This window comes from Actinomadura sp. DC4 (genome assembly GCF_030406325.1).
GTDB lineage: Bacteria > Actinomycetota > Actinomycetes > Streptosporangiales > Streptosporangiaceae > Actinoallomurus.
In genome coordinates this window covers 1-14,467 of sequence record NZ_JAUEQY010000065.1, presented here as the reverse complement: position 1 = coordinate 14,467, position 14,467 = coordinate 1, and the positions used below count along the sequence as shown (strand labels likewise).

2 protein-coding genes are annotated in these 14,467 nt (G+C 76.2%); both read right to left on the bottom strand.

Going from position 1 to position 14,467, the window contains the following annotated elements:
• The coding region (locus tag QWU11_RS46790; RefSeq protein WP_290121084.1) for a type I polyketide synthase at positions 1-6,316 on the bottom strand (6,316 nt) is incomplete at its 3' end.
• A 5-nt stretch (positions 6,317-6,321) separates the two neighbouring features.
• Positions 6,322-14,467 (bottom strand): type I polyketide synthase (locus QWU11_RS46785; protein ID WP_290121083.1); only part of this gene is annotated, 8,146 nt, incomplete at its 5' end.

Sequence of the window (14,467 nt, the reverse complement as noted above, 5' to 3'; positions counted from 1 at the left end):
GGATGACGCGCTGCTGGGAGGGTCCGTTGGGCGCGGTCAGGCCGTTCGAGGCGCCGTCCTGGTTGATCGCCGACCCGCGGATCAGCGCCAGGACCGGGTGCCCGTTCCGGCGGGCGTCGGACAGCCGTTCCAGCAGGAGGAGCCCGGTGCCCTCTCCCCAGCCCACGCCGTCGGCCGCCGCCGCGAACGTCTTGCAGCGGCCGTCCGGCGCGAGCCCGCGCTGGCGGCTGAACTCGATGAACGCGCCCGGCGTGGCCATGACGGTGACGCCGCCGGCCAGCGCCAGGTCGCACTCGCCGCTCCGCAGCGCCTGACCGGCCTGGTGGAGGGCCACGAGCGAGGAGGAGCAGGCGGTGTCGACGGTCACCGCCGGGCCCTCCAGCCCGAAGGTGTACGCGACGCGGCCCGAGGCGACGCTGCCCGCGCTGCCCGCGCCCAGATACCCCTCGAACTCGGCCGGCGAGCGTTGGAGAAGGTGGCCGCCGTAGTCGCCGTACATGACGCCGACGAACACGCCGGTCGGGCTGCCGCGCAGGCCGGCCGGATCGAGGCCGGCGCGTTCGAGGGTCTCCCAGGCGACCTGGAGCAGGAGGCGTTGCTGCGGGTCGGTGGCGAGCGCCTCACGCGGGCTCATCCCGAAGAACTCCGGGTCGAACTCGGCGGCGTCGTGCAGGAACCCGCCGCGCCGGGTGTAGCTCGTGCCCGCGTGGTCGGGGTCCGGGTCGTACAGGCGTTCCAGGTCCCAGCCGCGTCCCGCCGGGAACTCCGAGGTCGCGTCGGTGCCCGCGGCGAGGAGGTCCCACAACTCTTCGGGGGACGACACCCCGCCGGGGAAACGGCAGCCCATCGCCACGATCGCGATCGGCTCGTCGTTCGCCGCGGCCGCCCTCGGGCCGGCCGGCCCCTCGGCGGCGCCGAGCAGTTCCGCGAGCAGGTGACCGGCGAGCGCGGCCGGAGTGGGATGGTCGAAGACGAGCGTCGCCGAGAGCCGCAGCCCGGTGGCGGCGGTCAGCCGGTTCCGCAGCTCCACCGCGGTGAGCGAGTCGAAGCCGAGGTCCTTGAACGCCCGCGACATCTCGACGGTGTCCGGTTCGGCGTGGCCGAGCACCTCGGCGACCCGCTCACGCACCACCGCCGGGACGGCGCTCTCCAGCGCGTCCGGGGGCAGCCCGGCCAGCCCCGCCGTGGACGCCGCCGGAGGACGACGTGCGGCCGGGACCAGCTCGCTCAGGACCGCCGGCAGCGCCCCGGCCCCGGCCAGGTCGCGCAGCGTCACCCGGTGGAGCCGCGTGAGGACGGCACCGGGCCGCGCGAGGGCGAGTGCCGCGTCGAAGAGCGCGAGCCCTTGGTCGGCGGTCAGCGGCGTCATGCCGGAACGGGCCATCCGCGCCCGGTCGGTGTCCTCCAGGTGCCGGGTCAGCCCGCCGTCCACCGACCACAGGCCCCAGGCCAGCGAGGTGGCGGGCAGCCCGGCGGTGTGCCGGTGCCGGGCCAACGCGTCGAGGAACGCGTTCCCTGCCGCGTAGTTGCCCTGGCCGGGGGAGCCGACCGTACCGGCGGCGGAGGAGAACAGGATGAACCGGGACACGGGCCGGTCCCGGGTGAGCTCGTGGAGGTTCCACGCGGCGTCCACCTTCGGGCGCAGCACGGCCGCCAGCCGCTCGGCGTCCAGCGCCGCGACCGTGCTGTCGTCGACCACACCGGCGGCGTGGACGACCGCGGTCAGCGGGTGCTCGCCGGGAATCGCCGCGATCACGTCCGCGAGGGCGGCGCGGTCCGCGGCGTCGCAGGCGGCCCACGTCACGTCCGCGCCGAGCGCGGTCAGCTCCTCGGTGAGCTCCCGCGCGCCGGCGGCGTCCGCGCCGCGTCGGCCGACCAGGACCAGCCGCCGTACGCCATGCCGCCCCGCCAGATGCCGGACGATGAGCCCGCCGAGGGCCCCGGCGGCCCCGGTGACCAGCACAGTGCCGTACGAGAGACCTCCGCGTGGTCCGAGTCGTGGTGCCCCGGGGCCGGCCGCCGGCCGGAGCGTATCGGCCGAGCCGTCGTGGCCGCGAAGGCCGGCACCGGTCCTGGCCGGCGCGGTGTCCCACGGGGTGGGTGTCTCGTCGGGAACGGGGGCGGGGCCGGGGGCTCGGGTGAGGCGGAACCGGTAGGCGGTGCCGTCGCGTAGTGCGAGTTGCGGTTCCCCGGAGGCGACCGCCCGCCGGAGTGCTCGGGCCGAGCTCTCGTGACCGTCGAGATCGGCGAGGACGAGACGCCCTGGGTGCTCGATCTGCGCCGAGCGCAGGAGTCCCCACACTGCCGCGGCGGCAAGGTCGTCCGGGTCGTCCGGCAGGATGGCCGCCGCACCGCGCGTCAGCAGCACCAGGCGCGAACCGGCGAAGCGCTCCTCGGCCAGCCAGTGCCGCGTCAGGGCGAGCACCTCGCGCGTCGTCGCGTGTACCGCGCCGGGCACGTCCGGGCCCGCGTGTCCCGGGCACGGCAGCACCACCACGTCGGGGACCGCCGGGTCCTCGGCGAGCGCGGCCAGGCCGGGGTGGACGCGATCGGCGCCGAAGTCCTCGGCCTCGCCGGCCGCGCCGACGAACGCCCACGAGGCGCTCCCGAAGGGGGAGTCGTGCCGGTCACCGGCCGCCGCGACCGGCCGGGCGCCACCGGACGGGACGTTCTCCTCCGGCAGGGGGACCCAGTCCGCGTGGAACAGCGCGTCCGCGGCGGACCGCCCGGAGAACCGGCCGGGCGCCACCGCCCGTACCACCAGCGTCTCGGCGGAGGCCACCGAGGCCCCGGCCGGGTCGGTGACCGTGAGGGACACGGCGTCCGGCCCGCGCGGAGAGATCCGTACCCGCAGCGCGGTGGCGCCCGCGGCGGACCGGCTCACCCCGCTCCAGGAGAAGGGCAGCCGGAACTCCGGCTCGCCGTCGAGCGCGTCGAGGATGAGGGCGTGCAGCGCGGCGTCCAGCAGCGCCGGGTGGATGGCGTACCCGGTGGGGTCGAGCCGGTCCGGCAGGGCCACTTCGGCGTAGAGGTCGTCGCCGTGCCGCCAGGCGGCGCGCAGCCCCTGGAACGCCGGACCGTACCGGTAGCCCAGCTCGGCGAGCCGCTCGTACAGGTCGTCGACGGGCAGCGGCGTCGCTCCGGCCGGGGGCACGGCGCCACTGGAGGAGGGCGAGGGACAGGGCGTCAGGACGCCGCTCGCGTGCCGGGTCCACTCGTGCGGTTCGGCGTCCTCCGGGCGCGCGGACACCGTGAGGGAACGCCTTCCGGACTCGTCCGCGCCGCCCACCCGGATCTGCACCTGGACGCCGGTGTGAGGCGGGAGCGGCAGAGGCTCGTGCAGCGTGAGCTCCTCGATCCGCTCACAGCCCGTACGCTCCGCCGCCGTCAGTGCCAGATCCACGAAGGCCGTGCCGGGGACGACCACGGTGCCGGACAGGGCGTGGTCGGCGAGCCAGGCGTGAGTGTCGGAGGACAGGCGGGCGGTGAGGACCGTTCCGTCCTCGTCGGCGAGCGGCACAGCGGCACCGAGCAGCGGGTGGTCCACGCGGTCCTGCCCAAGGCCGGTGGCGTCGCCGGTCCCGCCCGGCGCCTGGAGCCAGTAGCGGCGCCGCTGGAAGGGGTAGGTGGGCAGCGGCACCCGCCGGACGTCCCGTCCGGTCGACGCCGCCGCCCAGCCGACCGTGGCGCCGCCCGCGTGGCATCGGGCCAGCGCGGTGAGGAAGTGCCGGGGCTCCGGCCCGTCCGCGCGTAGCGCCGGTATCGCCTCGGCGTCCTCGACGCCGTCCGCGGCGAGGGTGGTGAGGGTGCCGTCCGGCCCGAGTTCGAGGAAGCGGGTGACGCCCTCGCCGTGCAGCGTGCGCAGCCCGTCGAGGAAGCGGACCGGCCGCCGAGCGTGCCGGGCCCAGTACTCGGGCGTGCCGAGCGCGTCGGCGAGCTCACCGGTGACGTTCGAGACCACGGGGATCCGCGGCGTCCCGTACGACAGGCCCGCCGCGGCCTCCCGCAGCCCGTCCAGCATCGGGTCCATCGCGGGGGAGTGGAAGGCGTGGCTGACCCGCAGCCGCCGGATCCGGTGCCCGCGCTCCCGCAGCGCCTCGGCGATCTCGGTGACCGCGTCGTCCCGGCCGGAGATCACGACGGCCTGCGGCCCGTTCACCGCCGCGACGCCCGCCTCGTGCGCGCGCCCGTCGAGCAGGGGCAGGACGTCGGTCTCGGCGGCCTTGACCGCGATCATCGCGCCGCCGGCGGGCAGCGCCTGCATGAGCCGTCCGCGTGCCGCCACCAGCGCCGCCGCGTCGGGGAGTGACAGCGCGCCCGACAGGTGCGCGGCGGACAGCTCGCCGATCGAGTGGCCGAGCAGGAGGTCCGGGCGCAGCCCGAACGACCCGGCCAGGCGGAACAGGGCCACGTGCAGGGCGAACAGCCCGGCCTGGGTGTAGGCGGTCTGGTCGAGCGGGCCGTCCGCGCCGAAGACGACCTCCCGTAGCGGCCGGTCCAGGTGCGGATCGAGGTGCGCGCACGCCTCGTCGAAGGCCTCGGCGAACGCCGGGAACCGCGCGTACAGCTCCCGGCCCATGCCGGGGCGCTGGCTGCCCTGCCCGGACAGCAAGAACGCGGTCTTGCCCGGTGCCGCGGCGCCGCGGCGGACCAGGCCCGGGTCGCCGCACCCCTCGGCCAGGGCGGCGAGGCCGCGGGCGAGATCGGCGCGGCCCTCGCCGACGACGACCGCGCGGTGCTCGAACGGCGACCGGCCGGCGAGCGTGGCCGCGACGTCGGCCGGGGCGGGCGCGGGATCGGCCGTCACGTACGCCAGGAGCCGTTCGCCCTGGGCGCGGAGCGCCGCCTCGCCGTGCGCGGACACGGGCCAGGCGAGTACGCCGTCGTCCGCCGGGCGCGCGTCGTCGTCCCCGGCCTCCGCCGGTTCTCCTTCGAGTACGACGTGGGCGTTGGTGCCGCTGACCCCGAACGAGGACACCGCGGCACGCCGTGGTTCGCCGGTCTCCGGCCACGGCCGCGCCTCGGTGAGCGGGGCGACCGTTCCGGCGGCCCAGTCGACGTTCGGGGTGGGCTCGCCGACGTGCAGGGTCCGCGGCAGCCGCCCGTGACCCATCGCCATGACCATCTTGATCACGCCGGCGACGCCGGCCGCGGCCTGGGCGTGCCCGATGTTCGACTTGATCGAGCCGATCCACAGGGGACGGCCGGCGGACCGGTCGCGGCCGTACGTGGCGATCAGCGCCTGTGCCTCGATCGGGTCGCCCAGTGTGGTGCCCGTGCCGTGGGCCTCGACCGCGTCCACCTGCTCGGCCGACAGCCGGGCGGCGGACAGGGCGCGCCGGATGACGCGCTGCTGCGACGGGCCGTTCGGCGCGGTGAGCTGGCTGCTCCTCCCGTCCTGGTTCACCGCGCTGCCGCGTACGACGGCGAGGACCGGGTGCCCGTTCCGGCGGGCGTCCGAGAGACGTTCGACCAGGAGCACGCCGACGCCCTCGCCCCAGCCGGTGCCGTCCGCCGACGCGGAGAACGACTTGCACCGCCCGTCGGCGGCCAGCCCGCGCTGCCGGCTGAACTCGATGAAGACCTCTGGCGTCGCCATCACCGTCGCGCCGCCGGCCAGCGCCAGGTCGCACTCGCCGCCCCGCAGCGCCTGGCACGCCTGGTGCAGCGCGACGAGTGAGGAGGAGCAGGCGGTGTCGACCGAGACGGCCGGCCCTTCGAGGCCGAAGGTGTACGCGACGCGCCCGGAGGCCACGCTCGCGGCGCTGCCGGTGCCCAGGTAGCCCTCGAATCCGGCGGGGGCGCGGTGCAGCCGGGTCCGGTAGTCGTCGTACATCACGCCGACGAACACCCCGGTCTGGCTCCCGCGCTGTGAACGCGGGTCGATGCCGGCCCGCTCGAACGCCTCCCAGGAGGTCTCCAGCAGGAGCCGCTGCTGCGGGTCGGTGGCGAGGGCCTCGCGCGGGCTCATCCCGAACAGGTCCGCGTCGAAGCCGTCCGCGTCGTAGAGGAATCCGCCCTGCGTGGCGTACACCTTCCCGGCCTTGTCCGGGTCCGGGTCGTAGAGCTCGCCGGCGTTCCAGCCGCCGCGCTCGACCGGGAAGTCGGAGATCGCGTCGGTGCCGGAGTCGACGAGCTCCCACAGGTCCTCCGGCGACCGTACGCCTCCCGGAAAGCGGCAGCTCATCGAGACGATCGCGATCGGCTCGCGGTCCTTCTCCTCGGCCTCGTGCAGCCGCTGACGCGTCTTCTGCAGGTCGGACGTGACCCGCTTGAGGTAGTCGCGGAGCTTCTCCTCGTTCGTCACCCGAGCCATGCGCGTCAGCTCTCAATTCCGAGTTCGTTGTCGATGAAGTCGAAGATCTCGCTGTCGCTCGCGGACCCCATGTCGCGGATCTCGCCCTCGTCGTCGGCGACCCCGCCGAGCCGGACCAGGAACTCCTGGAGCCGCCGCGCCAGCCGCGCCGAGGCGTCCCGGTCGGCGCGTAGCGCCGTGACGGCCGTCTCCAGCAGGTCGAGCGCCGCCGCCGACGAGTCCCGTGCGGCCGGTGCGAGCTCGCCGAGGAGGTGCTCGGCGAGCGCGGACGGCGTGGGATGGTCGAACAGCAGCGTGGCGGGCAGCCGCAGCCCGGTGGCCGCGTTGACCCGGTTGCGGAACTCCACCGCCGTGAGCGAGTCGAAGCCGAGGTCGAGGAAGCCCCGGTCCAGGTCGACGGCCGCGACAGAGGCGTGTCCCAGCACGATCCGCATCTGGTCGCGTACGAGGTCGAGCAGAAGACCGGGCCGCTCCTCATCGAGGACGGTGGCGAGCCGGTCCGCCCAGCCGGTCGCGGCTCCCGCGCCGGGGCTCGCGGCGGTGTGCACGAGACCGCGCAGCACCGGGGAGACGAGCGCGGAGTCGCCCTGCGCGCGCAGGGCCGCCACGGCCAGCCGGGTCGGCACGAGCGCCGGCCGGGCGTCGGCGAGCGCGGTGTCGAGCAGTGAGAGGCCCTGCTCGCTGGTCAACGGCGCGATCCCGCTTCGCGTGGCGCGGGCGAGGTCGGCCTGGTCGAGGTGCGCGGTCATCCCGCTCGCCTCCCGCCACAGCCCCCACGCGAGCGTCGTGGCCGGGCGGCCCTCGGCATGCCGATGGTGGGCGAGCGCGTCGAGGAAGGCGTTGGCCGCCGCGTAGTTGGCCTGCCCGGGTGAGCCGATGACGCCCGCGACGGAGGAGAACAGCACGAACCGGGACAGGGGCAGGTCCTTCGTCAGCTCGTGCAGGTGCCACGCGGCGTCGACCTTCGGCCGCATCACCGTGTCGAGCCGGTCGGTGGTGAGCGCCGGGACGATCCCGTCGTCCAGGACGCCCGCGGCGTGGATCACTGCGGTCAGCGGATGCGCTGCGGGAACGCCGGCGAGCAGCGAGCGAGCCGCGGACCGGTCGGCGAGGTCGCACGCCGCGACGGTGACCCGCGCGCCCAGGCCGGTCAGCCCGGCCACCAGCTCCGCGGCCCCGCCGGCGTCGTTGCCCCGGCGGCTCGCCAGCAGCAGGTGCCGTACGCCGTGCTCGGCGACAAGGTGCCGCGCTGCGAGCCCGCCGATCAGCCCGGTGCCGCCGGTGATCAGGACCGTGCCGTCCGGGTCGAACGGCGCGTCGCCCGCGCCCCCGGCGTCGGCGACCCGGGTCAGGCGGGGCGCGTACGGCTCGCCGTCGCGGATCGCGAGCTGGGGTTCTCCCAGTCCGAGCGCGGCGGTGAGCGCCGGGCCACAGCCCTCGCCGCCGTCCAGGTCGAGCAGGACGAGGCGTCCGGGGTTCTCCGCCTGGGCCGAGCGGACGAGCCCCCACACGGCGGCGGCGGCCGGGTCGACCGGCTCGTGCCCGGTCGTGACGGCGCCGCGCGTGAGAATGACGAGGCGGGCGCCGGTGAGGTCGTCGTCGGCGAGCCAGCGCTGGACCAGCGTGAGCGTACGGTCCGCCGCCGCGTGCGCGCGTGCCGCCGCGTCGCCCGTACCGTCCGCGGGGCAGCAGGCGAGGACGGTCTCCGGTGGTCCTCCCGCCTTCAGCGCGTCCAGGTCCGGGTGGGTACGGACCGGGACACCGGCCTCCTCCAGCCCGCCGGCGCACCCGAGGACGGCCCACGGGCCGGCGTCCCGTGCGGGGGACACGGGGACCGGGACCCACGTGAGCTCGAACAGGGAGTCGTGCCGGCGGGCGCGCGCCGCCCGGAGCCGGTCGGGCCGCACCGGCCGCAACGTCAGCGAGCGTACGGAGGCCACCGGAGCCCCCGAGGGGTCGTTCACCGCCAGCGACACGGTGTCCGGGCCGGTCACCGACATGCGGACCCGCAACGCGCCGCCGCCCGTGCCGTGCAGGCGGACGCCGTTCCACGCGAAGGGCAGCCGGACCCCGGCGTCCTCCACGTCGAGGCCGAGGACGGCGGTGTGCAGGGCGGCGTCCAGGAGCGCGGGGTGCACGCCGAAGCCGTCGATGTCGACGCCGTCGGGGAGCGCGACCTCCGCGTACAGGTCGTCGCCGTCCCGCCAGGCGGCGCGCAGCCCCTGGAAGCGCGGCCCGTACTGGTAGCCGAGGCCGGTGAGGCGCTCGTACACGCCGTCGGTCTCGACCGGTTCGGCGTCCTTCGGCGGCCACGCCGCCGGCGCCCAGGTCTCGTACGCGTCGTCGCCGGCGGCCAGGCGGCCGGTGGCGTGGCAGGTCCAGGGCCGCCGCGCCTCGCCGTCCGCGCCGTCCGCCGGACGCGAGTAGACGCCGACGGGCCGCCGTCCGTCCTCCTCCGGCGCCGACACCACCACCTGGACGCGCGTCGCGCCGTCCTCGGCCACCGTCAGCGGCGCGTCCAGGGTGAGCTCGTCCAGCTCGCCGTACCCGAGCCACTCGCCGGCGTGCCGGGCCAGTTCCACGAACGCGGTGCCCGGCAGCAGCACGGTGTCCATCACCATGTGGTCGGCGAGCCAGGGATGGGTCCGCAGGGACAGCACACCGGTCAGCAGCAGCCCCGCGCCGTCCGCCGGCGCCACCGACGCGCCCAGCAGCGGATGACCCGCGTCGTCCAGGCCCGCCGAGGCGACGTCGCCGACGGCCGTCCCGGCCGCCTCCAGCCAATAGCGCGTGCGCTGGAACGGATACGTGGGGAGCGGCACCGTACGGGGACGTGCCCCGAAGGCCGGGGACCAGCCGACGTCGACGCCGCGTACGTGGACCTGCGCGAGCGAGGTCAGGAACCGCCGGGGGCCGCCCTCGTCCCTCCGCAGCGAGCCCACCGCGAACGCGTCCGCGACGCCGGCCGCCTCGAAGGTCTCCTGCATGCCGACGGTCAGGACGGGATGCGGGCTGACCTCGATGAACGCGCGATGGCCCGCCGCGAGCAGCGCGCGCGTCGCACGCTCGAACTCGACGGTCTGCCGCAGGTTGGCGTACCAGTAGTCCGGCCCGAGCTCGGTGCCCTCCAGCGCCGTCCCGGTGACCGTGGACAGGAAGGTCACCTCCGAACGGCGCGGGACGATGCCGGACAGCACCTCCGCGAGGTGGTCCCGTACGGCCTCGACGTGCGGTGAGTGGGAGGCGTAGTCGACCGGGATCCGGCGGGCCCGCAGCCCGTCGGCCTCGCAGGCGGCGACGAAGTCCGTCACGGCGTCGAGGTCGCCGGAGACCACCGTGGAGGACGGTCCGTTGGCGGCGGCGACGCCCAGCCGTCCCGCCCAGGCGGCCAGCCGGTCCGCGGCCTCCGCGGCGGGAAGCGCGACGGAGGCCATGCCGCCTCGCCCGGCCAGTCCGGCGAGCGCGCGGCTGCGCAGCGCGACGATCCGCGCGGCGTCCTCCAGCGACAGGACGCCCGCGACGCACGCCGCGGCGATCTCGCCCTGCGAGTGGCCGGCGACGGCGGACGGCCGCACCCCGTACGAGCTCCACAGCTTTGCCAGCGCCACCATCACCGAGAACAGCACGGGCTGGACGACGGCCGCCTCCTCCAAAGCCGGCCCGCGCAGGGCGTCGGTCACGGACCAGCCGACGTACGGGGCGAGGGCCTCGGAGCAGGCCAGCAGCCGGTCGCGGAACACCGGCTCGGTCTCCAGGAGCTCGACGGCCATCCCGGCCCACTGCGACCCTTGGCCGGGGAAGACGAACACCGGCCCGCCCGGGTCGCCGGCGCGCCCCTGGACGAGCCCGGCGCCGTCCCGGCCCTGGGCCAGTCCGCGCAGGCCGGCGAGGAGACCGTCGCGGTCCCCGGCCACGACCACCGCGCGATGCTCGAACGTCGCCTTGCCCGTGACCAGCGAGAACCCGACGTCCGCCGGGCCGGCGCAGGCGTCCGCGTACGCGGCCAGCCGCTCCGCCTGGGCGCGCAGCGCCGGCACGCTGCGGGCCGAGAGCACCCACGGCACCACGGCGGGCCCGGCCTCGGCGTCCGGCAGGTCCGGCACAGGCGGCGCCTCGATGATCGTGTGGGCGTTCGTGCCGCTCATCCCGAACGCCGAGATGGCGGCGCGGGGCGGACGGCCGTGGTCGGGCCAGGGCCGGGCCTCGGTGAGCAGGTTCAGGTTGGTCCAGTCGACGTGCGGCGACGGCTCGTCCACGTGCAGGGTCCGCGGGAGCGTCCGGTGCCGCATGGCCTGGACCATCTTGATGATCCCGGCGACGCCGGCGGCGGCCTGGGTGTGGCCGATGTTGGACTTGATCGAGCCGAGCCACAGCGGATCGCGGGTGTAGACGTCCTGCAGGGCGCCCGCCTCGATCGGGTCGCCGAGGGTCGTTCCGGTGCCGTGGGCCTCGACCACGTCGACGTCGTCGGCCGCGAGCCCGGCGACGGCCAGGGTCTGCCGGATGACGCGCTGCTGGGAGGGGCCGTTGGGCGCGGTCAGGCCGTTCGAGGCGCCGTCCTGGTTGACGGCGGTGCCGCGTACGACCGCGAGGACCGGATGCCCGTTACGCCGCGCGTCGGACAGGCGTTCGACCAGGACGAGACCGGCGCCCTCGGCCCAGCCGGTGCCGTCGGCGGCGGCGGCGAAGGGCTTGCAGCGGCCGTCCGCGGACAGCGCGCGCTGGCGGCTGAACTCCACGAACGTGCTCGGTGTGGCCATGACGGTGACGCCGCCGGTCAGGGCCAGGTCGCACTCGCCGTTCCGCAGCGCCTGGCACGCCTGGTGGAGCGCGACGAGCGAGGAGGAGCAGGCCGTGTCGACGGTGACGGCCGGGCCCTCCAGCCCGAAGGTGTACGAGACGCGGCCGGACACGACGCTGCCCGCGCTGCCGATGTCGAGGTAGCCCTCCAGCCCCTTCGGCGCCCGCGGCACCCGGAACCGGTAGTCCTGGTAGACCGCACCGACGAAGACCCCGGTACGGCTGCCGCGCAGGCCCGCCGGGTCGATTCCGGCGTGCTCGAAGGTCTCCCAGGCGACCTCCAGCAGCAGCCGCTGCTGCGGGTCGGTGGCGAGCGCCTCGCGCGGGTTCATGCCGAAGAACTCCGCGTCGAAGTCGGCCGCGTCGTGGAGGAACCCGCCACGCCGGGTGTAGCTGGTGCCGGAGCGGTCGGGGTCGGGGTCGTACAGCCGGTCGACGTCCCAGCCGCGGTCGGCAGGGAACTCCGACGTGGCGTCCGTCCCGGAGTCGACGAGCCGCCACAGGTCCTCGGGGCTTCCCACCCCGCCCGGGTAGCGGCAGCCCATGCTCACGATGACGATCGGGTCGCCGGCGGCCACCGCGACCGACGGTGCGGAGGCCGGCCGCTCGTTCGCGCCGGTGAGCCGGGCGTGGACGAAACCGGCCAGCGCCGCGGGCGACGGATGGTCGAAGGCCATGCCGGCCGGGAGCCGCAGGCCGGTCGCGTCCGCCACGCGGTTGCGGAGCGCCACGGTCGTGACCGAGTCCAGGCCCAGCTCCTTGAAGGCGCGGTCGGCCGCCACCGCCTCCGGGTCGGCGTGCCCGAGCACGGCGGCCACCTGGTCGCGGATCAGGTCCAGTACGACCTGGCGCTGCTCGGCCTCCGGCAGCCCGGCCAGCCGCCGCGCCGCCGCCGAGGTCTCCTTCGCGCGGGCCGGCCGGCGGGCCACGTCGCGCAGGACCGCCGGGAGGACGCCGTACCGTGCCTCGTCGCGGATCGCGGCGAGGTTCGGCCGCCCGGGGAGCACCGCCGGCAGCCCGGAGGCACAGCCCGCGTCGAACAGCGCGCCCTCCCGCTCGGCCGGTGTGTCCGCGGCCCACGCCAGCGCGGTCGCGGGCAGGCCCGCCGCGCGCCGATGGTGCGCCAGGGCGTCGAGGTAAGCGCCGGCGGCCCCGTACGCCGCCCGGCCGGGTGCGCCCAGCGTGGCGTCGGGAGAGGAGAGCAGCACGAAGGCCGACAGCTCGCGGTCCCGGGTGAGCTCGTGCAGGTTCCAGGCGGTATCCGCCGTCGGCCGCAGTACGGACTCGACGTCCTCCGGAGCGAGGTCGGCGAGGGGCACGGCCGCGCCGGGGCTTCCGAGGCCGTGGACGATCGCGGTCACCGGATGCTCCTCGGGTGCGGCGGCGAGTACCGCCGCCGCTCCCGCCGGGTCGGTCAGGTCGCCCTCGGCCACCGTGACCGCGACTCCGCGCGCGCGGAGCCCGGCCTCCTCGTCCGGCCGGAGCGGCGTGGTCAGCAGGACGCGGCGCACGCCGTGCGCGGCGGCGAGATGGCGGGTGACACGCGGCGCGGTGGCCCCGGTGACGAGGACGGTGCCCGCCGCCTCGAAGACGGCACTCGTGTCCGGTGACGGCGTGGAACGTGCGAGCCGGGGAATGTAGGTCTCGCCGCCGCGTACGGCGGCCTGCGGTTCGCCCGACGCCAGCACGGCCAGCACGGCCGGCAGGGCCCGTACCGACTCGGGCCGTCCGTCGAGGTCGAGGAGGGTCAGCCGGTCCGGGTGCTCGGCCTGCGCGGCGCGTACCAGTCCCCACACCGACGCGGCGGCCGGGTCCACCGGGTCCTCCGCGTCCACGGCCATCGCGTGACGCGTGACGACGGCCAGGCGGGTCTCACCGGCGGCGCCGAGCCACGCCTTCAGCGTCGCGAGCGTACGGGTCGCGGACGCTCCCTCAGTGACGGCCGGCACGTCCCCGGACGTGGTGAGACCGGCGTACTCCCGTACGGTCACACCGCTGTCCCGCAGCGCCTCGGCCAGGCCGGGGGCGTCCCCGACCACGGCCACGTCTTCTTCGCGGGGAGCGGCGGGCAGGGGGAGCGGCGTCCAGCGGACGGCGTAGAGCGGCGTGTCGGCGCGGATCGCGGCAGGGTCGAGCGGCCGCGTGACGGCGCCGTCGATCGTGGCGACCAGGTCACCGCCGTCGTCGCGGACCGTACCGTGGATCCGCTCGCCGGTCCGTGACCAGTGCACGCGGAGCGTACGCGCGGCGCCGGACCGGACGTGGACGCCGGACCAATCGGCGGCGAGCCCCGCCTCCTGGCCTTCGGCGATGATGGGACGCAGCGCGGCGTCCAGCAGCGCGGGGTGGAGGCCGAATCCGGTGGCGGGCAGGCCGTCCGGCAACGCCACGTCGGCGTACAGGTCCTCGCCGTGCCGCCAGGCGGCCCGCAACGTCTGGAAGGCCGGTCCGTACTCGTGGCCCAGCCCGGCGAGCCGCTCGTACAGCTCGTCCAGGTCCAGGGGGTGCGCGCCGGGAGGGGGACCGCCGCCGGTGGGCGCGTCCCGCGGGTCCCGTGCGGGGCCGAGGCGGCCGGTGGCGTGCCGGGTCCACTCGGCGTCGCCGCCATCCGCCTCCGCCGCGCGCGCCGCGACGCTCACCGTCCGCGTCCCGGACTCGTCCGCCGCGCCCACGCTGACCTGCAGCCACACGCCGCCGCGACCGGGCACGACCAGCGGTGACCGTACGGTCAGCTCCTCGACACGGGCGTGGCCGACCCGGTCGGCGGCGTGCGCCGCCAGTTCGAGGAAGGCCGTCCCGGGCAGCACGACCACACCGTCCACGGTATGGTCCGCGAGCCACGGATGAGCGTCCAGCGAGAGACGGCCGGTGAGGATCGTGCCGCCGCCCTCGGCGAGCGACACTGCGGCGGCGAGCAGCGGATGCCCGCCCGGCTCCAGGCCCAGCTCGCCCGGCCGCCCGGTGCCGGTTCCCGGCTCCAGCCAGTGGCGCGTGTTCTGGAACGCGTAGGTGGGCAGCTCCACCCGTTCGGCGTGGCCGGGCATCCGCGACCAGCCGACGTGGTGCCCGGCCACGTGGACGCGGGCGAGCGCCGCGAGGAGGGACTCGGGCTCGGCCCGGTCGGGGTGGAGCAAGGCCGCCAGGTCGGCGCGGTCCTCGCCGAGGCAGGTGTCGGTGAGGTTGGTGAGGGTGGTGTCGGGGCCGAGTTCGAGGTAGGTGGTGGTGCCGGCGGTGTGGAGGGCTTGGATGCCGTCGGCGTAGCGGACGGTCCCACGGAGGTGCCGCGCCCAGTAGCCGGGCCCGAAGTCGGTGTGAGGGTCTCCCGTGATGTTGGAGACGACGGGGATGGCC